A 21,437-nucleotide genomic window follows, 5' to 3' on the forward strand; every position below is an offset into this window, starting at 1 on the left:
GGCGCCCCGGTCGCCCGCGCCCAGGCCGACGCCATTTTCCGAGACCTGCTGAGGGCCGCCGGCGTCACCTGGCTGCGCCGCACCCTCATGTACGCGGCCGTCCGAGCCGGCGGCTGGACGTACTGGCGGGGCCGGGCCGCCGCGCCCGGCTAACCGGCGGCCAGGGTGTCGCGCCGCCGACGGCCGGCATCCGTGAGGGTCCGGCGGCCCGAGTCCATCAGGCGGGTGCGGGGGTCGGGCATGGCGACGGCCCTCGGTGGGCCGCCCCGGCCGAAGCCGGGGCAGTGGGGGTTAGGCGGCGCGCATCGCGCGCCATGCCCAGGCGAGGCAGCGCTCGAAATCGCCGAGCCACTGGAGCGCGGGACGAGGATGGCCGGACGCGCTATGCCGCTGCGCTGGCGGCCGATCGGGATGAGCCCGCCGGGGCGGCTGTCGAGGCTGCGCCGGGCGCCGACCCCCAGGTCGCGCACCCCCGTCCGGATGATGGGCAGGGTGATGGGCAGGCGGGCGCCGGGTACGACGCCTGCGGCAGAAAATCTCGCCTCTGCTCTCCCACCCCCTCCGCCATTCAGAAGAGGCAAGTCCCTGACCGGGCTTGCTTTTTTCCTGGGCAGGGAGGCCGGTCCCACAATTCGTCCCACATTCCGTTCCCGGCTGGGACCGAATTGGCCCGGATGAAACCGGACACACCAGACGCGGCGGGCGCCTGTGTCGGCGTCGGGGCGCCGTCCTTTTAGGGTGTCGCGAAATTCGCGCGGGAACCTTCGGATAACTCAGGGGGTCTCCGGTGCATGTGCCGTTTTTCGGCCCTGGGAAGCCCGTACAGCGCAATCTCGCCCTCGCGGGTGGGGAACACCGGCCAAGGCCATGATGCGCACACACGGGCCGCTCTGGCGGGATGCGTGGCGCGTCGGCCATATGCTGTCCGGGCGGGTTGACCAAGCCGTGGGCATCGGTCCCGCCAGTCGAACGCAAGATGATGGTCAAGACGCAAGCGGGCAACGTGGTGTGGCGACACCGTCACGCGGCATCCCTCCGGGGGCGATGCAGCGCGGCGAACGACGCCAATGCGCGGCGCAGGTACAGCGTCGGCAAGCGGTCGAACGCGGCAGCGGCATCGGGCAGGGTCTCGGGATCGGCCTCCGCCCGTCGCAGGGCCTCGACGGCATCGGCACCAGCGGGACCGGCATGAAGCCGGACGGCCATCGCCAAGGCGCGGCATCGGGCGGCGCGCTCGGTATCGGGCAGGTTGAGAGCCCACGGCCCCCAGGTCGGTGCGGTTCGGTGGGGTCGGGCTCCTGCGCCGTCCAGGAGCGGGTCGCAGGTGTCGGCCGGGCCGATCATGGCGATGCCCGCAGCGTCCAGACCGGGACCGATCCGGTCACCGGGCGGCGGTAGGCGTTGTTCGTCGCGCCGGACGCGGTGCGCAGGGTCGCGGTGTCGGCGGTCAACACCACGACACGGGCGCCGTCCAGCAGCCCCACCAAGCCCATGTGGTCGTACCGGGCCATGGGGCGGGTCGGGTGCACCCCCCACACGTCGGCCGTGGTCCAGCCGAGGGACGATGCGGTGGCGGCCCACTGGTCCAGGAAGCGCCCGGCATCGTCGATCAGGCGCGCCCACTGGCGCGGCGTGCACCCGGCCGGCGGTGCCATGGCCTGCAACCGTGCCCAGCCGTCGCACCACTCGCGCGGGATCCCGCCGTCGAACTCCGCAATCGCGGCGCGCTCGTCCGCGTCATCCTCCATTCCGGCCACGGCCTCCGCCGCGCGGTCGGCCCGGGCGGCAAGTTCGGTGGCGAGGGTGGCGTGCGGATCCGTCGAAGCCTTGCCGTTAGTGCCAATAGTGCCGTTAGCTCCACCTTGGCGGGTTTTTATATGATCTGTTACCGCATAGGTGTAGCGATTGGCGCTAACGGCGCTATTGGCACGGGGGGTGGGCGTATGAGAACGGGCCAGGGAAAGCCATTCCTCCGCCCACGCGGCAGGGTCAGCTCTCATCGTCCACCCCCTCCAGCAGGCGGGGAGACACCAGATAGTCGGCGCGGGTCCGGCCGGCCCGCTCACCCTCCCGGGCCGGGGCGGCGTGAAGGGCGCCGGCATCCACCAGGGTCTGGGCAGCGGCGGCCAGGCGATCCGCCTCCCGCAGCCGGGGCAGACGCCACGTCCGGCGGACGGTGCGCAGGTTGATGGTGGTGGCGCGGCGGGACCGGATCGCCCGGGCCAGGGTGGCGGCGTCCCGATCCGCCCGGGGCAGCGCGGCGTCCCCGTAGACGCGGGCAGCCATGGGCCGGAAGTACGTCATCCACAGTGCGGCGGCCGCATGGATCGCCCGCACCGACACCCCGGAAGGCGGGGCCGGATCGGCGGTGACGGCCCACCACAGATGCTCCAGGGCCAGCGCCAGCCGCAGCACCAGCCCGGGCGCCTTGCCGATGGCCGATGCCATGAGCCCGGATGCGGCGCGGCCGTCGCGGTAGGACTGCACCCGGAACATATCCATGGCCCCGCAACCCGGGGCATCCACCGGGACGATCACCGGACGGTCGCCGTCCGGGGTCAGGGTCAGCAGGCGACCGAATGCCCGCTCGACCATGCCATGATCCGTGCGGCCGGTCGGCCGGCGCGGCGGGATCGGGTCCGGCCAGGACCAGAGGAACCGACTGGCCAGCCCGTCGTCGGCGTCCCGTAGCAGGTCCACCAGCCGATCCGGTTGTGTGGTCCCGTGGATGCAGACCGACAGCGCGGGGATATAGGTGTTGCCGGTCCTCACCCTGTCGATGGTGTACGGCCGGGCGCCGAACGCCTCGATCCACAGGGCGCGGCTCGATCCGCCGGAGTAGCGCTCGAACGATTCCAGCCATCCGGCCAACTCGTCCCGGGTGGTCAGCAGTCCGCGCGGGTTCGCGGCCAACACGTCGGCCATCGCCTCCGGTGTCGTGTCGGAGATGATGACGCGCGGCGGACGCGGCTCCGGGCCGGGGTCCATGCCCTCGGGCGGGAGGGGCGCGGGCGATCCGATCTTGGCGGCCTCCTTCACCTCCGCCTTCCACCGGTCTTTCAGCGCCGATGCCAATTCCTGATCGGCGGTCCATTGCGCGTGACGGTCGGGGAAGTCGGCCCCCATGTCGCGCTCGACCGTGCGCAGGGCGCGCATGATCGGATCGGCGGCCGGGGATTTGGCGCTGGACGGGTCGCCGACGGCACCACACCAAAGGACGGACGGCTCCGCCCAATCGGCCCACGGGGACACCCGCCGGGTGGTGCCGATCAGGGTGGCGACCGTGGGCAGCAGGCCGGCCACCACATAGTCCGGCGGCGCCGATGCCCCCTCGGCAGCGGTGGCGATCCACGCGGCCCACACCGCCCCGAACAGGTCCATGGGCAGGGTCGGCGGATCGGCCCGGCCACCACGCCACAGGGCGGGATCCAGGTCTGGCCAGTCATCGGGGCCGGGCGCGCGGGTGGCGCTGGCCATGCCCTCCCGCGCGGCGCGGGCAGCATCATCATACATGGGTCACCTCGCGGGGATTTGCGGCCCCGGCCCGCAAGCCGGATGCAACGGTGCGCTCGACCTCCCGTGCGGTCAGCCCGGCGGCCAGGGCAGCGCGGGACAGTGCCTCGGCGACCACCACAGGGTCGATCAGCCCGGCCCCGGCCAGGGTGCCGAGACTGTAGGCGGCGGCGTTGAGGGTGGCGTTGCGCGTGCCCGGGCCGGCCTGGGCAACGGCCTCGCACTCCCGCCGGAGCGCGGCGGCGGCGTACCGACTGGCGCCGGCCGGGTCGGAAAACTCCACCTCCCGGCGCGGCGGTGGCGGTGGTGGGGTCAGGCGATCCAGCAGCCAATCGGGCGGGGTCGGGAGCGGGACGGTCGGGCGCGTGGTCCACTCATAGACATGGCCAGACGGATGGATGGACGGTGGCGCCACGATGTACCCGCCCCGGCCTCGGGTATCGACACCGGGCCACAGGTGCGAGCGGGTGGTCGGCGCGTCGCCGTCCGGGTGCATCATGTAGCAGTGCGCCCCGCGCGCGGTGCGGACGGTCGGCCCCTCGGGCAGCGTGCCCGGCAAGCCGGCCAGTGCGTCGGCGGTGTCGGCGTCCAGCACCAGCAGGCCAGACGCGGGGCCGGTGGCGATGCCCACGTTCGCGTCGGGCGTCTCCGCGCACCACCGGCGGATCGTGTCGGGATCGGTGGTGGCCTGGTCCGGCCACCCCCGCAGCAGCGGCAGCTTGTGGCGCGGCCGGAGGGGGTGGACGCGCCACCCCCTCCCCGCGTACCAGAGCGCCGCGCGTAGCAGGCCGGCAGTCATGCGGCGCCCCTGTCGGCGACCACCGCCCGCGAGCGACCGATGGCCTCCGGGAGGGCGTCGAAGTCCAGGCGGGTCATCGCGCGGCCTCGCCGTCCTGCCCGGCCAGGTCCAGCACGCGCAGGGCCAGGGCCCGGGCGTCGCCCATCGCGCGCGGGGACATCGCCACGGCCTCGGCGGCGGCGATCAGATCGGGGGTGATCGTGGGGGCGGGCGGGGTGGTCGCGGGGGCGTGGCCGGCCTCGGCCAGTTGTCGGTCTACCCACTCCCGGATCGACCGATAGTCGATCATCCGCGTCCGGCCGATCAGTGCTGATCGGAATTGGTCCAGGTGGTCGTAGATGTATGTCCGCGACTTGCCGGTCAGACGGCACGTGGTGGGGATATCCACCAGCAGCGGTGCGATATCGCCCGCCCGACTGGCGCGGGTGTCGTGCGGACCGGGGATCATGGGGTGTATCATGTCGTGCATCCCGTCGAGTGGTGCCGGATACATCCGGCGATGACGGGACGGTGATCGATTTCAGTCTGCGCGCGGTGCGGCATTTTTTGCGTGCCTGAGCCACATGCGGACACGCAAAGAGATGGGTGGCGGTGATCGTGGCCGGGCAGTCCCGGCGAGAACAGCCGAGTGCTGCGCACTCGCTACTCTTGGCGCGGGGCCACGCCTTTTGATCGCGTGGGAGGCCGTGGGCCGCTTTTCGGTGCAGGGGAGGGCGGGGGCATGGGGCCTCCACCGGTCAGCGACTCGGGGAGGGGGCGCCCGTTTCAGTCTGCGCGCGGGGCGGCCCGGTGCGGTGCCGGGTGTTCGGGAGCTACCCTAGCCCCGCCGGATCGGTGTCACGCTGCGACGGGCTCGGTCTCCCATCGCAGGCGCGCGGTGTCTTCGCGCTCCATCCTGAACCGCACCCGATCCATGACCGGCCGGAACGGCGGCATGGAGCCGTGCGGGCGCAGCTTCAGGCGCGCAATCATGCCGGCGGCATACGGGATCGCCGGGGCCTGATCGTGCAGGGCCTCGCAGACGAACACCCGCATCACCTTTTCGGCGTAGCCCCCGAGTGTCTGTTTGTCGTTCTCCCAGCGCGACAGGGACGCGGTGTCCAGGTCGATGGCGTCCGCGAAGTCCCGCGCGTTCATGCCCGTGGCCTTGCGCAGGAAGCGCAGTTCGGCCCCGGTCAGTTGCAGCGGGTAGAGCCCGCGCGTAACCGCCAGGGCGGCGGTCAGGCCATCCAGGTCCGGGATTTCGGTTGTGGTCGCCCCGCACGCGGTGCAGGTCTCGCGGACCACGGCATTGCGCAGCACGACGGGCAGCCCCAGCAGGTCGTCGGCATACTCGGGCAACACTTCGGCGCGGGTCTCGCCTCCGCAGATCGGGCAGGGCTCGGACATGGGCGGGGTCTCCTACGCTTCCCAGGCGGTGATGACGGTGACGATCAGCGCGTCGTCCCGCGCCACCACCACGATTTCGAGGGGCCGGCCGTCGCCGTCGCGGCCCCGGACGTTCCAGGTCTCATCGAACCGGGGTTGCTCCACCCGGACGACGGCGCCGCGTTGCAGAACGGCGCGCACGTCGAGGCGGGTGATTCCCCGCTCCCGCATTCGGGTTTCCGCGTGACCGGTCCACTTCCACCGCGTCCCCGGATTGCGGGCCAGAGCATGAATGCGCCGGGTTTCGTCATGATACGGCATGGCACGCCTTGGGACGCGATGGAGCACCATCGAAGATGGGTCAAGGGTGACGAAATGTCAATTCGACGTTGCCCCGTTCCCTCTCATGGAAAGGCGTTAAGGCTCCGCCGGATTGATGGCCCATCATCGTCAGCCGGCCCCATGGCTTCAGGTTGTTTCAGGTCGCAGGCGCGGGCGGGCGGGGTGGCGATCAGGACGCCTGCACAATCCACGGTGGCGCGGGGTGATCAGGCGCCCGGCCGGGCCATGGGGACGACGGTGGCCCCCCGGTCCTCGGCGGTCACGGTGGCGGCCCACTGCTCCATCAGCAGGCGCCGCTTTTCCAGCAGGTCGGAGCGGCGGTAGGCGCGCTCCACCTTGTCTTTCAGCGTGTGCGCCAGCGCCTGTTCGGCCACTTCGCGCGGGACGTTCGTCGTTTCCGCTGCCCAATCGCGGAACGATGACCGGAACCCGTGCGCGGTGGCGTTCACCTCCATGCGCCGCAACGTCATGGTCAGCGTCATGTCGGACATCGGCCGTCCCGGACGGGCACCCTCGAACACAAGCGCCTGATCGTCGGAGCGGCGGAGCGCCCATGCTTGGTCCAGGATTTCCAACGCGCGGTCGGACAGGGGCACGACATGCGGCCGGCCCGCCTTCATCCGGTTGCCCGGAATGCGCCATTGCCGGGCCTCGCGGTCGATCTCGTCCCAGCGCGCCCCGCGCATCTCGCCGGAGCGGGCGGCGGTCAGGATCATGAACTCGAACCCCAGCTTGACGGCCGGGCCGGCGGTGTAGGCGCGCAGGCCGCGCACGAACGCGGGCACGTCCTGCCACGGCAGCGCCTCGAAATGCCGATCCTGCTTCGGCTGGCGGGGCAGCCCCCTGGCGATGGCGCGCACGGGCAGTTCCTCGCTGCGGAAGCCCTTGGCGCGGGACCAGTCCATCACGGTCAGGATGCGTTGCCGCACCCGCCGCGCCGTCTCGGGCACCGTGAGCCAGATGCCGGCCAGCGTGTCGCGCACCATCGGGCCGTCGATCCGGTCCACACGGATATCGCCCAGCGACGGAAACACATGCTGTTCGAGGCTGGACAGCCATTGGGCCGCGTGCTTGGGGTTCTTCCAGGCGGGGCGGTTTTCCTGGTGGCACAGACGCGCGGCGTCCGCGAAGGTGGGGATGGTCTCGCGGGCCTTGCGCCGGTCCGCCACCGGGTCCTTGCCGTCGCGGTACTGCTTGCGGATCGCCTCCGCCGCCGCCCGGGCCTCGGCCAGGGAGACGGTCTCGACCGAGCCAAGCCCGATATCGCGCCGGCGGCCATCCACCTGGATGCGCAGGACCCACTTGCGGGACCCGCCCTTGTCCACCACCAGCATGAGCCCGCGCCCGTCGCCGTAGCGCCCCGGGGTCTTGAGCGCGCGGACCGCCGCCGCCGTCAGCCTGCCCATGGTCTGCACCTTTCCGCCGCCCTCTCGGTGCGATTTCTGTGGGACGGGCTTCGATTTCCGGGCCGGAGTCCGAAACCAAAAATCGGGGCCAATGCAATCAGGGGCTTAGAAGGGGCGGGTTCGATTCTCGCCCTACTTCGGTCCCACGGTGCGCACACACCCTCAGTCCCACATTTCGTCCCACATTATGCGCCGGCTGGAACTGGATTGCAATAGGACAGGTCGGGACAGGTGGTTTGCAACATGCTGCAGTCACTCAGGATTTTCGGACGGGTCCGGACGGGTCGGGATATTGGTTCGGCGGACACCCCCTCCGCCATTTATGCTAGAGAACGCGCTCTCCAAACCCGGCTTCGGCCGGGTTTTTGCGTTGGTTCAAAGGGATATGAGGGGCGGGCTGTTCACCTTCGGCTGTGGCGGATGGGCCGAAATCGCTCTCCGTCCTGCGCCGCTTCTTCGAAGACGCGCGCGTCGCGGGTCCGAAGGGCGCGTATGAGGCAATTACGCGGGAGCCGGAGCAGGCCAGGCGGCTGGGTCGGTTCGGCGGCACTTACAAGCCGCTGGGGGACCTGTCGGCCGTGCCCTATGTCTGCCTGCGCCTGCCGACGGGCGGCGGCAAGACGGTCCTGGGGGCTTATGCCGTCGGCATCGCGCGGGACGCCTGGATCGAGAAGAACTATCCGATGGTGCTGTGGCTGGTGCCGTCGAACACCATCCGGCTTCAGACCGCCGAGGCGCTCAAGAACGCGAGGCATCCTTACAGGGCGGCGCTGGACGAGGCCTTCGAGCGCTACCTGTTCGCTGCGGACGCCAAGGTTGACGTGTCGTTCGACGAGGCTTTCGCCTTCAAGGACAGGATGTATTGGGACCAGCGCCGGTATCGTGGCCGCTGGAAACCCCGCAAGCACTTCCTCGGCCCCGACCATGTGCCGGCCTTCGACGGCGCCGAAAATGGCGAGGAGGTCCAGTGCGCCCAGGCCATCGACAGCCTGCCGGGGGTCAGGTTCTGGATCCGCAACGTTGCCCGCCATCCCAACTCGTTCTGGCTGCCGACCGCAACGGACAAGTTCTACCCCGATTTCGTCGCACACCTCGAGGATGGCCGTCTTCTCGTGATCGAATACAAGGGCGCCCACATCGCCGACGGCCCCGATACGGCCGAAAAACGCACCATCGGCCAACTATGGGAGAAGACGAGCGGCGGCAGAGGTCTGTTCATTGTCGTTGAGAAGACGGTGGACGGGAGGGATATGCGGACGCAGATGGCCGAAAAGATCGACGCGAGCTGACGGATGGTCTCATGACCTACAGCGACTGGAGCAGATCGCGCCAAAATGGAATCGCGCCACGGTCCCATTTTGGCGCGTGAATCTGCTCCAAAATCGAACATTTTCGAGCCGATTCAGGTTCGAAATCGGATCGCCTCTCCGGTTCCGATTTCGAACCATCGGCTCTACGTCATCCGTTCGCTCTGCCGTCAGCCGTGGTTGCCGCCGCTTCCCTCATAGCCGCGGCGGTATCACGTCGTCCGTGTGGCGGTATGAGCCGGCCCCCCGGGGGGCGCCGCGACGCGGTGTCTCGCCCGTGTCCCGACGAGCCGGCGCCAAGGGGGTACCGTCCAGGATCAGATACGGTCGAGGGGGAGGCGCACGGACACCACCGTGCCCGGCGTCCGGTCCGGCCGGTCCTCGACCCAGATGCTCCCCTTGTGGATGTCGCAGATCTTGCGGGCCACGGTCAGGCCCATGCCGGCCGTGACGGGCTCGCCCGGTGCCGCCAGTCGCGTGAACGCTTCGAACACACGGGACCGCTGGCTGGCGTCGATGCCGCGGCCGTTGTCGATCACCTGGATGACGATGGCGCCGTCGTCCCGGCGTGCGTCGATCCGGATTTCGGGGGCGACGGCCGGCCGCCGGTAGCGCAAGGCGTTGTCGACCAGCACCCGGAACAGGATCCGCAGCAGGCCGGGATCACCGGCCACGGTGGGCAGGTCGGCGACGGTCACCCGGTCCTTGTCGTCGGCCAGGGCCGGGTCGAGGAAGGCGAGCACGTCGCGACAGACCCCGTTCAGCGAGACCGGCACGAAGGCGTGCCGTTGCGCCACCACGGCCACGAAGCTCTGGAGCGCCAACAGGTGCTGTTTCATGCGCTCGCCCGCCAACTGCGCGAAGTGCATGTACTCCTGTGCATCGGCCGAGAGGGAGCCGCCGAGGCGGCGCTGGACCAAGTCCAAAAAGCTGACCACTTCCCGGACCGGCTCCTGCAGGTCGTGGGCCACGACCTGACTGAACCGGACGAGTTCGGCGTCCGACTTCGCCATCCCCGTCACGCTGCTCTCCAACGCGTTCAGGAAGGCGCGGCGTTCGGTCAGGTCGGTCATCACACAGTGGGTCTGGACCACCGCGCCGGCGAGATCCAGGCTGACCCGGCCCTCGAACGAGACGCGGCGGACGTGCCCGCCGGCGGTCAGAACGTCGTACTCGGCACCGGCGGCGACGCGCTGGGCCTTGAAGGCCTCGAACCGTTCGGGGAAGAGCCGTCGGTCCGCCTCGACCAGAAAATCGCCGAACCACTGGCCGATGACGTCGGAGCGGCGGTAGCCCAGGGCATCGAGCCAGGCTTTGTTGACGGCGACGATGCGACCATCGGCATCGAGCGACTGGTACGGCACCGGGGTGTTCTCGAACAGGCGGCGGAACCTCTGCTCGCTTTCCTCCACGGCGGCGCGCGCCCGCTCCAGCGGTGTGACGTCCCGGAGCGCAATGACCGCCCCCACCAGCGCGCCCCGATCATCGGTCAGGGGCTGGCTCGACACCGCCACGGGAACCGGGGTCCCATCGCGTCGGAACACCACCTCGCGGCTGCTGTGAAAACTGCGGCCCTTCATCAGGCCGCCGTGGATCGGGCACTCTTCGGCCGGATATGGCGCGCCGTCCGGGTGGTGGTGGTGGATCCGGTCGTGCATGGTCTGGCCGATCAGCGCGTCGACCGAGTCGTAGCCGAGCATCTCGGCCAACGCATCGTTGGCGAAGGTGCAGGCGCCGGCGAGATTCAAGCCATAGATCCCGTCACCGGTGCAGGCCAGGAGCCGGCGAGCCTGGTTGCCCTCGGACCAGCCGCGCCGCAGCATGGCGCGGGCCCCGAAGAACAGCACCGTGGCGGTGACGGCGACGAAGCCCCAGCCCTTGACGGTGGACCAGGCGACGTACCCGTCCGAATTGGGCACGACAAGGTGGAGCGCCGCGTCGGAGAACAGGATCCACACCGCCGCAATGGCGCCGTAGGTCGCGGCCAGCTTCAGGGCGCGCCGCGTTGTGATTGACGAGAACATGGGTCACGCTCGCGTCCGGAAATGCGGACGACGGCCGGCGCCCGAACACGGTCGCGACGCGGCCGCTGCCAACAGGCACCCTATACCACGGCAGTACAAGGACGTCGTATAGCCATAAGGACTATACCGGTGATCGGGCCCGCGCGCACCGCGGCGGGCCGGGTTACCGGGCGTCCGCCACCAGCACCGCGATCGGGAAGTCCGCCAGCAGGTCGGCGACGGACAGGCTCCCGTCCGCAGGCGCCGCACGGTGCGGCGGGGTGTCGGGCGCATGCAGGGCCGACCGCAGCGCGCCGGCCGGCCAGCCGTCGGCGTCGGGCAGCATGACGCGGGTATCGCCCCAGCCTTGGGGCAGGGGGCGCGCGGCGTCGCCCATCAGCGGCCAGACCAGGCGCGGCACCACGACCACCATGGCGGCGACGGTGGGCGAAGCAACGGTCGTGGTCTCGGTGGACGCCGTCGTCTCGGGCGCGGTACGGGCGAACGCCAGCACCCGGTCGGCTTCGGCGCCGGTCGTCTCCAGCGGGACGTAGCCGCCCTGCGCGAACAGGGCCGGGGCCTGGCGACGCAGATCCAGCACGGCCGCGATCAACGCCTGTTTGACATGGCCGTCTCGCCAGGTGTCGAGCCGTGCCGGCGGCCGGGCGCCCTCGCGCAGGCTGCGGGCCCGGCCCGCGAAATCGACCGGGCGCCGGTTGTCGGGATCCACCAGGCTGAAATCCCACAGGTCGGTGCCCTGGTACAGATCGGGCACCCCCGGCATGGTCAGCTTCACCGTGGTCTGGCTGAGGGCGTTGACCGCGCCGGCCGGGGCCAGCCGGGCCACGAAGGCGGCCATGTCGGCGACGAAGGCGCCGCCCAGCGTGGGCGACAGCACGGCCCGCACGAACCCGTCCAGAGCGGCCTCGTAGTCCGAATCCTGGGCTGTCCAGGCGGTATCCACCTTGGCCTCGCGCGCTGCCTTCAGCATGTAGGCCGCGACTCGCTCGGTATAGGCCGCCAGCGCCTCCGGCTCCGGCGGCAGCGGGGCGCCGGTGTCGTCCGTCCGCGCCATCTCCAGCGGCCACGTGGCCAGCAGGGTCTGGTACAGCAGGTATTCGTCCTTGGCGCTCGGGCCGCGACGGGTCTCGGCCAGCGTGGTGAGGCGCCGGTGGTTGAGGTCCTGCCAGCGGCGCACGCGGTCGGTCCACAGCTCCGGGCATTCGGAGATCAGGGCCAGGCGCATGCGGGCGTCCTCGCCGCGCTTGTGATCATGGGTTGCTGTCGCAATCAGGTTGAACGGCCAGTGCTCCTGGCGGGCCTGACACAGATGGTGGAACGCCGCCGGCGACACTCCGAAGCGATCCGGTTCGCCGCCCACCTCGTTGAGGGCCGCCAGCCGGACGTAGCGATAGAACGCGGTGTCCTCCATCGCCTTCGCCATCACCGGGCCGGTGATCTGCTGCACCCGCATGGCGGTTTCGAGCACGGCATCGGGCGGGTGACCGGCCCCGGCGCCGGCCAGATCGCCCGTCAGCACGTCGTAGAGGAAATCGTACACCGACAGATCCGGCGTGCGCGCGGCCTTGCGGGCGCGCCCGATGGCCCATTGCAGGTCGCGCCGGTCCTGGTCGTCGATGCGGGCGGCGTCGGCGTCGGGCGCCTCTTGGGGCGGGCCGGCCCATTCGCCTATCGGCCGCGGACTGACGTAGGTGCGATACACGGGGAAGTGCGCGATCACGTTGATGAGGGCGGCGCGCAGGGCCATGCGCGAGTAGTCCTTGGTGGCGCGCGCACGCTTGGCCAGACGGTTGAGGCGGTTGGCCATGACGCCAATCTCGCTGGCCAGGGATTCCTCCATGACCAGCCGCTTGGCGGCGCGCACCTCGGCCTCGAAGGGGATACTGCCGGGCACGACCGCCGCGTAGGTCGCGTTCAGCGGATCTTCGCCGACCGGATCCACGAACAGCCCCAGGATCTGGTTGAGGGCCTCGTAGCCGGTCGACCCTGCGATCGGCCACGCCGCGCGCAGGCGTTCATGCGGCGCCAGGATCTTTTCCACCAGGACGTACATCGGCTGGTCGGGGCCGAACGGCGAGGGGGGCGGCGCGGGCTCGGTCGTCGTCTCCGTCGCCGGTCCCGGCTGGACCCGACCGGCCTTCACGCCGCGCACCAGGGCGTCGCGGGCGTCGGCCTGGAGGCGCTGGACGTAGGCTTGCGGATCCCACAGCCCGTCCACATGGTCCAGCCGCACGCCCTGCACCCGGCCCTCGGCGATCAGGTCGAACAGCAGACGGTGGGCGGTCTCGAACAGGTCGCCGCGTTCCATGCGCAGGGCGGCGAGGTCGTTGATCTCGAAAAAGCGCCGATAGTTGATCTCGTGCGCGGCGACGCGCCAGAAGGCGGGGCGGTAGCTCTGGCGTTCGATCAACGCGTCGAGGTCGTCGAAGCTGGCGGGCCGGCCGGGCGTGCCGTTGAAGGCGGCCTCGGCGGCGGCGACCACGGCGCGGGCTTCGGCGGTGTCGGCGATCAGCTCGGCCAGCCGGCGTTTCACCACCTGGGCGGTGCGGTGCCGGCTGAGGACGCCGCCGGTGTCCTGGATCGGCGCGCGTAGGGAGTCGGCGCCGGCCACGACCAGCGCCAGGACGCTGTCCTCCGGACGCTCCATGCGCATGCCCCGGCGCAGGATGTCGCCGTAGTCGTGCGGCCGGATCGGAAAGGCGTGCTCGTAGTAGCGCACCACGAAGCCACCCTGTTCGGCGTCGTGGCGCAGGGTCAGCTCGCCGCGCTCCAGACTGGCGCCGTAGTGGTCGCCCAGCACCGGCAGCAGGATCTTGCCGTACAGCGACGGCTCCGCCGGCTCCCAGTCGATGTCGAACCAGTCGGCATAGGGGCTGTCCCGGCCCCACTCCAGCACGTCGCGCCACCAGTGGTTCTCGCCGACGCCGATGCCCATGTGGTTGGGCACGAAGTCCACGATCAGCCCGAGGCCCTGCACCAGGAGCGCGTCGCTGAACCGACGGAAGCCCTCGGCGCCGCCCAGCTCCGGGTTGATGCGGCCGTGGTCGATGATGTCGTAGCCGTGGGCCGAGCCCGGTCGCGCGGTCAGGATCGGCGACAGATAGACGTGGCTGACCCCGAGGGCGGCCAGGGTGGGGATGATGGCGGTGGCGGCATCGAAGCCGAAATCGGGCGTGAGCTGTAGCCGGTAGGTGGCGCGCGGCGCGGCCGGCGGAGATCCCTGCGCCGCGGTGCCGGCGTGCGGGGCGGCGGACGGATCGAGAGCCGGATGGGACGGCATCGGAGACCTCTTTGCTGACGGACGGACGGACGGACGGGCCGGCCACGCCGCGGACGCCTGCGACCGCGACCGATGGCGATGCGGCAACGCCGCCGACCGCCCCTCCGTTCCGTGGCCTCCGGTCCGTGCCCTACGGTCCGTGCCCTACGGTCCGTGACCATGCTCCGGGCCGCGACGCTCAGATGGACAGCAGCGCGAACAGGGCGACGGCGGTAAAGAGCCCGGCCAGCCCGTAGACGGCGATGGCAATCGGCCCGTCATTGCGCAGGCCGAAGTCGTGCGCCGTCACCCGCAGGCGGTGGGCGGCGTGCCAGAGCGTCAGCGTGAGGACGCCGAACAGGATGACTTTCACTAGCCAGTTGCCGGCGAAGGCCGTCATGCGGTCGTAGGACATGGCCTCCGACCCGAACACACCCAGCGGCACCAGGAGGCCGGTGATGAGGATCATGACCGGGATGACGAAGGCCGAGACCGTGCCACCGGCGGCGAACAGGCCCCAGACGATGGGTTTGTTGGACTTGGCCATGATCACAGCACTCCCATCAGGATCAGCAACACCAGCGAGACACCGCCCCAGATGCCGTAGTGGACGCCGATGATGGTCTTGTCGGGCACGAAGCCGTCCCCCTTCGGGATCCGCATGGCCTTGGGAGTGACGTTGAACCAGCCCATGGCGTGATAGCAGGCGAAGCCCAACGCCACCAGGTGGAACACCAGGGCGACCGGCTCCGCCATGCCGGCGATGTAGCGGTTCCAGGCATCGGGTCCCTGGGCGAGCCGCACCAGTCCCATGGTCAGGATAATGGCGTAGAGCCCGATGAAGATGCAGGTGACCTCGCGCGCCATGTAGCGCAGATACCGGCCATTGCGCAGGTACCACGTGGTCTTGGGGACCACGCGCATGTAGGGATTGCGGCTCATTTCCGCCTCCACGGCATCAGGTGCTCCAGGTGCCAGTCGACGGTGCTGGCGATCTTCATCTGCTGGATGGCGCCGGCGGGATCGACGTCCTTCGGGCAGACCTCGGAGCAGGCGCCGACGAACGAGCACTCCCAGACACCTTCGTGCTGGGCCACCACCTCCTGGCGCTCGCTGCGGCCGGCGTCGCGGGAATCGAGGTTGTAGCGGTGGGTGAGGGCGAGGGCGGCGGGACCGATGAACTCGGGATTGAGGGCGTACTGGGGACAGGCGGCGTAGCACAACATGCAGTTTATGCACATGGTGTACTGCTTGTAGTTTTTGAGCTGGCGCGGCGTCTGCTTGTACTCACCCTCTTCGACCGGCTTTTCCGTCTTGGGCATGAGATAGGGCTTCACGGATTGCAGCTTTTCCATGAAGTCGTCCAGCACGACCACCAGATCCCGCTCGACCGGGAAGTGGGTCAGCGGCTCGACGCGGATCTTGCTGCCCTTGTAGTCGCGCAGGAACGCCTTGCAGGACAGGGTGGGCTCCCCATTCACCGTCATGCCGCAACTGCCGCACACGGCCATATGGCAGGACCAGCGGTAGCTCAGGGTGCTGTCGAGGTGGTCCTTGATGTAGTTGATGGCGTCGAGGATCACCCATTCCTCCTCGCAAGGGACGGAATAGGTCTGAATCCAGGGGGCGCTGTCAGCCTCCGGATTGTAGCGCAGGACTTCGAAGGTGATCTGCCGCTGACTCATGACTTCGCTCCCGAGTAGTCGCGCACGCCGGGACGGGATTTGGTGATGACGACGTCCAGGTAGTCGATGCGCGGCGCCTCCTCGCCCTGGGAATAGGCCATCGAGTGCCTGAGGTAGTCGCTGTCGTTGCGGTCCACGTAGTCGAGGCGCTGGTGAGAGCCGCGGGATTCCTTGCGGGCCAGGCCGCTGACCGCGACCGTCTCCGCCACCTCCAGCATGCAGGCCAGTTCCAGCACCTGGGTCAGTTCGGTATTGAAGACCTTGCTCTTGTCCTTCAGCGCGATGCCGCCCTGCCGGCGCCGCAGCGCCGCCAAGGTGTTGGCGGTGTCCGTGAGCAGGGCCTCGTCACGATAGATGCCGGCGCCGGTTTCCATCGTGTCGGTCATCGCGGTGCGGATGCCGGCCAGGGTCTCGCCCCCGTCCGCGCGGTCGAACAGGGCGTGGATGCGGGCCTCGGCCTCGGCCGCCTGGCGGTCGGCGGCCGCGGTGTCGATCGGCGGCGCGTCGCTGTTGACGTAGGCGGCGGCGCTCTCGGCGGCGCGACGGCCGAACACCAGCAGCTCGGTCAGCGAGTTCGAGCCGAGCCGGTTGGCGCCATTGATGCTGACGCAGGCGCACTCGCCGGCGGCGAACAGCCCGGGCAGCGGGGTGGCGGCGTGGATGTCGGTATGGATGCCGCCCATCATGTAGTGCACCACGGGGCGGATCGGCACCTGCTCGCTCACCATGTCCACGCCGACGTAGCTCTTGGCCAGGTCGCGGACGAAGGGCAGGCGCTCGTTGATCTTCTGCTCGCCCAGGTGGCGCATGTCAAGGTAGACGCAGTCGCCCCACTTGGTCGGGACCGTGTTGCCCTTCTGCTGTTCGTGCCAGAACGCTTGGCTGAGGCGGTCGCGCGGCCCCAGCTCCATGGTCTTCAGCACCGGCTCGCCCAGGGGTGTCTCCGGCCCCATGCCGTAGTCCTTGAGGTAGCGGTCCCCGTTCTTGTTGCGCAGCACCCCGCCCTCGCCGCGACAGCCCTCGGTCAGCAGGATGCCGGTGCCGGGCAGGCCGGTGGGATGGTACTGCACGAACTCCATGTCCTTCAGCGGCACGCCGGCCCGGTAGGCCAGGGCCATGCCGTCCCCGGTCTTGATCGCGCCGTTGGTGGTGAACGGGAACACCCGGCCGGCGCCGCCGGTGCACAGGATCACCGCCGGGGCCTGGAACTGGAGCATGGCGCCGCTGCGCATCTCCAGGGCGCAGCAGCCCTGAATGCGGCCGTCCGCCACCAGCAGGTCGGTGGTGAAGACCTCGTCGAAGCGCCGGATCGACGGATACTTTAGGGACGTCTGGAACAGTGTGTGCAGCAGATGGAAGCCGGTCTTGTCGGCGGCGAACCAGGTGCGCATGATCTTCATGCCGCCGAACGGGCGCACACCGACCGCGCCGGTGCTCTCGCGGCTCCACGGGCAGCCCCAGTGCTCCAGCCGGGTCAGTTCGCGCGGGGCCTCGTTGATGAAGAACTCGACGGCGTCCTGATCGCACAGCCAGTCGCCGCCGCCGACGGTGTCGTCGAAGTGCAGGTCCAGGCTGTCGTCCCCCTTGACGACGCCGGCGGCGCCGCCCTCGGCCGCGCAGGTGTGACTGCGCATCGGGTAGACCTTGGACAGCAGCGCGATCCGCAGCTTGGGGTCGGCCTCGGCGAGCGCGATCGCGGCACGCAGACCGGCGCCCCCGGCGCCCACGATCACGACATCGGACTGGATGGTTTCCATAAGGTGGGCTCCACGCTCTGGGATCCGGCCCGACAGCCCGGATCCGTGCTCAGGCTACGGGAGCGAAACGCTAACAGATTTCCGCCACAGGGGGTAAGGCGGATATGCCCGGCGGCCCGTGAAAGTTCACCGACCGCCCGCGCTGCGGGCCTGGGGCAGATCAGGGCAGGACCGGTCCGGCGCCGGCCGGGAGCGCCAGTCGACCGACCAGGGGCAGGTGGTCGGAGGCCAGACGGGCCGTCCGGCTGCGCCAGGCGGCGGCGGAGACCAGCGGCGCGCCCCGGCACGGCCACACCTTGTCGAGCGGCAACAGCGGCGTCAGGGCCGGCCAGGTGCGCCGCCACGGTGGCTGCGAGCCCTGACGGTCGATCAGCGGGCCGTAGGTCGGCGAGGGCGGCCACATGTCGTTGAAATCGCCCAGCAGGACGGTGCCCGCCGGCGGCTGCCCGGCTTCGGCGTGGGGTGTTTCCAGCAGGGCGGCCAGGCGGTCCGCCTGCCAGGCCCGTTCCGGACCGGCGAGACCGAAGTGGGTGACGACAACCCGTAACGGCCCGCCCGGTGTGCGCACCAGGGCGTCAATGGCGCCGCGCGGTTCGCGCCCGTCCTGGGCCAGATCGAGCCGCCGCGCGGTGACGATGGGGTGGCGGCTGAGCAGCGCGTTGCCATAGCGGCGGCCGGCACGCAGCAGGTTGGCGCCGGCGCGGGCCTCGTAGGCGAGGGTGTCGGCGAACACCGCGAGCTGGTCGATGTCGCGGCTGTCGCTGTCCGACGTCAGCGGCCAGACGGTCATGTCCTCCAGGTCGGCGCCGGGACCCAGAACCTCCTGAAGGCCGATGATATCGGCATCCAGTTCGCCGAGGACGCGGGCCACCCGGCGCACATCCCGGCGCCGGTCCAGGCCCACGCAGGCATGCACGTTATAGGTGGCGACGCGCAGGGCCGGCGCGGCGGTCGGGACCGGCATGGATCAGTCCCCGCGGTCCGCCGTCGGCGCGCCGGTCGCCGACGCCGCCGGGTCCGTCTCGGGGCCACGCCGGCGCGCCAGCGCCCGCGAGCCGGCGCGCACCAGCAGCACCAGGCCCAACAGGGCGGCGGCGATGACGGCGGCCTCTCCCCATGTGCTGGCCCGCAGCAGCCGGCCCAGCCCCTCGCCGAACAGGCTCATCACCGCGATGCCGGGCACCATGCCGATCAGCGTACCCCAGATGTAGGCCCGCCACGAGATGCCGGCGGCGCCGCAGGCCAGGTTGGTAAGGGTGTACTGCAGCACGGGCACGATGCGGAAGAACAGCACCGTCTTGATGCCGTGACGGCGCAGCGCGGTCATCACCTTGCGCGGGCGCTCGTGATGGTCGATCAGTCTGGAGACGCCCTGGCGGCCCAGCGCGCGGCCGATCCGGAAGCCGACGGCGGCGCTCGCCAGGGCCCCAACCGTGCTGTAGATGAATCCGAGCACGGGTCCGAAGACCAGGGCCATGGCGACGATCAGCGCGGTGATCGGCGCCAGCAGCAGGGTGCCGAAGAACATCGTGCCGATCGCCCCCAGGGGCGCCAGCGGATGGGCGCGCACGGCCTCGATCCAGGCCGAGACGACCTCCGGCGTGAGCGAGCCGTGCAGCGGCGTCAGCCGCCACACCGCCACCAGGGTCACGACCACCCCGATCAACGCCGCCGCGCGGACGTAGGGATGCCGGCGGCGGCCCACCAGTTCGGTGCCCTCGGGCAGGAAGACGTTGGGCAGGTCCTCGGCGGCCACCGGTTTCTCGAAGTCCCCGGGGACGGGGTAGGGCAGCGCTTCCACCAGTTCGGGCGGGGCATCGCCACTTTCGACCGGGACCAGATCGCGCCTTTGGGGATCGCCATGGCGGTCCAGCACCGCGCGCAGCGATCCCGTCTCCCGCAGGGTGGCGCGGACGGTGTCCGGCGCCGTCGCCAGGTGCTCGCCCAGGAGGTCGCACAGGACCCGCTCGATGAAGTCCGACACGGCGGCGCCTCGGGGCTCGCCGGTGTCAGGATCCGGCAGGCCGGGTTCGATGTGCAGGTCCAGTTCGGTGTCCAGGCCCATCGAGCGGTTGTTCAGATTGGCCGAGCCGTGCCGCAGGGCGATGTCATCGACGATCATCAGCTTGGTGTGGATCTTCAAATGGCCCGGCCCCCGGCCCTCCACCACCGGCGTGACCACGCGCAGCCGGCCGTGACGGTCGGCCGCCCTGATCAGGCGCAGGAACCGCTCGCGCCCCACCCCCATGGTCGCGGTCTCCAGCCAGCCGTCCCAGATGCGCGGCACCACCGCCACCACCTCCGGTCCGTCGGGCTCGGCCAGCCGGTCGGCCAGGGCGTGCGCCGCCACCCGGGCGGTCAGGTACTGGTCCTCAATGTAGATCCAGCGCCGGGCAGCGCGGATGTCGGCCTCGATCAGGCGAGCGATCTCCTCCACCGGCGCGGCATGGGCCGTCGCCGGGGCGGTCCGGGCCAGCGCCACCGGCAGGCGGTCGATGTCGGCGGGCGCGCCGGCCGGCCAGGGCGCGGGCAGGTCGGCCGGGGGCGCGGCGGGTGCCGGTTCATCGGTCACCCGCGCCCAGCGCTCGCGCACCAGGGCGCCAAGCACGCCGGCAACCGGCCCCTCCATCATCACCTGCATGTCATGGAAGGCGGGGTAGGGGTCGCCGTTGCCGCTCAAGCGCCGACGTGTGTCGTCGGCATGATGGGCGCGGGTATCCCAGCGCGCCGGCGCGATGTCCAGCCCGCCGGTGAAGGCGACGCGGTCGTCGATGACGACGATCTTTTCGTGGTGCGAGGCCTCGACGGGACCGCTGCCGTCCAGGCGCAGGCGCATGCGCGGGTTGGGATTCCAGTCCTGGCGCAGGGCGGGCAGCAGTTCCCGGTCGCTGGCGTACAGCATCGGGAAGTCCCACAACAGGATGCGCACCTCCAACGCCGGCCGTGCCTCCGTCAACGCCCGCAGCAGCGGAGCGATGGTCGTCGGCCAGCCGTCGTCGGGCGGCGTCCGGGAGTCCACGAGGGCGACGGCGCTGGAGATGTCCCAGGCCGTAATGAGGATCTGCCGGCGCGCTTGAATCAGCGCGGCGCGCAGCGTCTCGAAGTACGCCGCGCCGTCGACCAGCACGCGGAGGCGGTCAGCCCGGCTGATCTGCCAGCAGGTGCGGCCGGGTTCGGCCACAGGCGGCGGTGGCGGCGCCCCCGCGGGGCGCGCGCCACCGTTTGCGCCGATACCGGCGCCATCGGAGGGTGGGATGTGCGACATGCCCCGAAGGTAATGCCGCGCCCGGTCTTACGCCACCCGCAGGCACGCACCGGCGCAGCCGTCGCGGCGCGCGACCTCGTCCAGCATGGCGATGGAGGGGCGGGGCGCCGGAAGCCTGGCGCCGGTCCGGACGCGCTCGGTCAGCACCTTGGACGCTTCGTTGACGGCGTCGTCCACCGTCGGTGCGACGGCGTGGCAGTTCGCGACGCCGACCACGTCGGCCCGGTAGCCCTCGGCGTGATGCGAGACGACGACAATATGACCTTTCATGGCGGTCATCCTCCACTACGGAAATGGCTGAAGAAACGAAGGGTGAGCCAGAATTGCGCCGGCGTTGCACAGGGTCACGGCAGACAACAGGGTGTCCGGGCCGGCGGCATCCCCAAGAGAGCGGGTCGCACCGCACAGCGCGTGGGACCCGTGGCGCGCCAGGCGGCAGAGCCCGGCGTTCGGTGAGGAGGATACGGATTGGACGGGGAAACGCAACCCCCCGAAAGAGAAAAAAATCCGACCATGACGTTCTGAAATCGCTATATTGAAGCAAAATTTGAGAGGGCCATGAGGGAAAATAAATTTTATTTCCAGATATTTTCTTTTCATGCCAGTGCGAGTGTTATGGCTAAGGGGTTGACAATTTCGACGAGAGGCGTATTCTCCTCTCCGACGATGCGAGATCATCCGACCCGATCTCCTGGACCGCCCGGTGTGGCGG

The 21,437-nt window shown here is 70.2% G+C and carries 19 protein-coding genes; 2 read left to right on the plus strand and 17 right to left on the minus strand.

All coding sequences use genetic code 11. The annotated features are described in order from the left end of the window. The coding region (locus GGD88_RS19415) for a DUF1353 domain-containing protein (RefSeq protein ID WP_184435983.1) at nucleotides 1–153 on the plus strand (153 nt) is incomplete at its 5' end. Between the two features lie 867 nt (nucleotides 154–1,020). Here the strand turns inward: GGD88_RS19415 and GGD88_RS12660 are convergent. From GGD88_RS12660 to GGD88_RS12695, 8 genes are all read right to left on the minus strand, one after another. Continuing rightward, on the minus strand, nucleotides 1,021–1,344 hold the full coding sequence (locus GGD88_RS12660; protein WP_184435985.1) for a hypothetical protein: 324 nt from the start codon (nucleotides 1,342–1,344) through the stop codon (nucleotides 1,021–1,023). Continuing rightward, on the minus strand, nucleotides 1,341–1,748 hold the full coding sequence (locus tag GGD88_RS12665; RefSeq protein ID WP_184435987.1) for a hypothetical protein: 408 nt from the start codon (nucleotides 1,746–1,748) through the stop codon (nucleotides 1,341–1,343). The genes GGD88_RS12660 and GGD88_RS12665 overlap by 4 nt, the downstream gene beginning before the upstream one ends. A 241-nt stretch (nucleotides 1,749–1,989) precedes the next feature. After that, entirely contained in the window at nucleotides 1,990–3,513 is a 1,524-nt protein-coding gene (locus GGD88_RS12670) for a DUF3987 domain-containing protein (RefSeq protein WP_184435989.1), read from the minus strand. Continuing rightward, nucleotides 3,506–4,312 (minus strand): bifunctional DNA primase/polymerase, encoded by an 807-nt coding sequence (locus GGD88_RS12675; RefSeq protein WP_184435991.1) that lies wholly within the window; start codon nucleotides 4,310–4,312, stop codon nucleotides 3,506–3,508. The genes GGD88_RS12670 and GGD88_RS12675 overlap by 8 nt, the downstream gene beginning before the upstream one ends. 73 nt (nucleotides 4,313–4,385) lie before the next feature. Next, entirely contained in the window at nucleotides 4,386–4,772 is a 387-nt protein-coding gene (locus GGD88_RS12680; protein WP_184435993.1) for a hypothetical protein, read from the minus strand. A 377-nt stretch (nucleotides 4,773–5,149) separates the two neighbouring features. Next, complete coding sequence (locus GGD88_RS12685) at nucleotides 5,150–5,701, minus strand: helix-turn-helix domain-containing protein (protein ID WP_184435995.1); 552 nt, start codon at nucleotides 5,699–5,701, stop codon at nucleotides 5,150–5,152. Nucleotides 5,702–5,713: 12 nt separating this feature from the next. Continuing rightward, nucleotides 5,714–6,031, minus strand: a complete 318-nt coding sequence (locus tag GGD88_RS12690) for a DUF4258 domain-containing protein (protein WP_343056354.1) — start codon at nucleotides 6,029–6,031, stop codon at nucleotides 5,714–5,716. A gap of 197 nt (nucleotides 6,032–6,228) precedes the next feature. Next, on the minus strand, nucleotides 6,229–7,428 hold the full coding sequence (locus tag GGD88_RS12695; RefSeq protein WP_184435999.1) for a tyrosine-type recombinase/integrase: 1,200 nt from the start codon (nucleotides 7,426–7,428) through the stop codon (nucleotides 6,229–6,231). A gap of 413 nt (nucleotides 7,429–7,841) precedes the next feature. Here GGD88_RS12695 and GGD88_RS12700 point away from each other — a divergent pair, with 413 nt between their 5' ends. Beyond that, nucleotides 7,842–8,717: a hypothetical protein gene (locus GGD88_RS12700; RefSeq protein WP_184436000.1), complete on the plus strand. Its 876-nt coding sequence runs from the start codon at nucleotides 7,842–7,844 to the stop codon at nucleotides 8,715–8,717. Between the two features lie 335 nt (nucleotides 8,718–9,052). Here GGD88_RS12700 and GGD88_RS12705 read toward each other — a convergent pair whose 3' ends face one another. The 9 genes from GGD88_RS12705 to GGD88_RS12745 all read right to left on the minus strand — a co-directional run bounded on the left by GGD88_RS12705 (nucleotide 9,053) and on the right by GGD88_RS12745 (nucleotide 20,995). After that, entirely contained in the window at nucleotides 9,053–10,759 is a 1,707-nt protein-coding gene (locus GGD88_RS12705) for a PAS domain S-box protein (RefSeq protein WP_184436001.1), read from the minus strand. A 163-nt stretch (nucleotides 10,760–10,922) separates the two neighbouring features. Beyond that, complete coding sequence (gene treY / locus GGD88_RS12710) at nucleotides 10,923–14,039, minus strand: malto-oligosyltrehalose synthase (RefSeq protein ID WP_184436002.1); 3,117 nt, start codon at nucleotides 14,037–14,039, stop codon at nucleotides 10,923–10,925. Nucleotides 14,040–14,217: 178 nt separating this feature from the next. Beyond that, complete coding sequence (gene frdD, locus GGD88_RS12715; protein WP_184436003.1) at nucleotides 14,218–14,565, minus strand: fumarate reductase subunit FrdD; 348 nt, start codon at nucleotides 14,563–14,565, stop codon at nucleotides 14,218–14,220. 2 nt (nucleotides 14,566–14,567) lie between these two features. Then, nucleotides 14,568–14,960: a fumarate reductase subunit C gene (locus GGD88_RS12720; protein WP_184436004.1), complete on the minus strand. Its 393-nt coding sequence runs from the start codon at nucleotides 14,958–14,960 to the stop codon at nucleotides 14,568–14,570. Next, nucleotides 14,957–15,703: a succinate dehydrogenase/fumarate reductase iron-sulfur subunit gene (locus GGD88_RS12725; protein WP_184436005.1), complete on the minus strand. Its 747-nt coding sequence runs from the start codon at nucleotides 15,701–15,703 to the stop codon at nucleotides 14,957–14,959. The genes GGD88_RS12720 and GGD88_RS12725 overlap by 4 nt, the downstream gene beginning before the upstream one ends. Then, a complete protein-coding gene (gene frdA / locus GGD88_RS12730) occupies nucleotides 15,700–17,460 on the minus strand; it encodes a fumarate reductase (quinol) flavoprotein subunit (RefSeq protein ID WP_184436006.1) in 1,761 nt (586 codons plus the stop codon). Before frdA ends, GGD88_RS12725 begins: the two co-directional genes overlap by 4 nt. A gap of 160 nt (nucleotides 17,461–17,620) precedes the next feature. Further along, on the minus strand, nucleotides 17,621–18,424 hold the full coding sequence (locus GGD88_RS12735; RefSeq protein WP_184436008.1) for an endonuclease/exonuclease/phosphatase family protein: 804 nt from the start codon (nucleotides 18,422–18,424) through the stop codon (nucleotides 17,621–17,623). A gap of 3 nt (nucleotides 18,425–18,427) precedes the next feature. Continuing rightward, nucleotides 18,428–20,587 carry a VTT domain-containing protein gene (locus GGD88_RS12740; protein ID WP_184436010.1) on the minus strand — a complete coding sequence of 720 codons (2,160 nt, stop codon included), beginning with the start codon at nucleotides 20,585–20,587 and terminating at the stop codon, nucleotides 18,428–18,430. A gap of 165 nt (nucleotides 20,588–20,752) precedes the next feature. After that, on the minus strand, nucleotides 20,753–20,995 hold the full coding sequence (locus tag GGD88_RS12745; RefSeq protein WP_184436012.1) for a hypothetical protein: 243 nt from the start codon (nucleotides 20,993–20,995) through the stop codon (nucleotides 20,753–20,755). Nucleotides 20,996–21,437: the final 442 nt, after the last annotated feature.

Source organism: Roseospira goensis (assembly GCF_014197795.1).
Taxonomy (GTDB): domain Bacteria; phylum Pseudomonadota; class Alphaproteobacteria; order Rhodospirillales; family Rhodospirillaceae; genus Rhodospira; species Rhodospira goensis.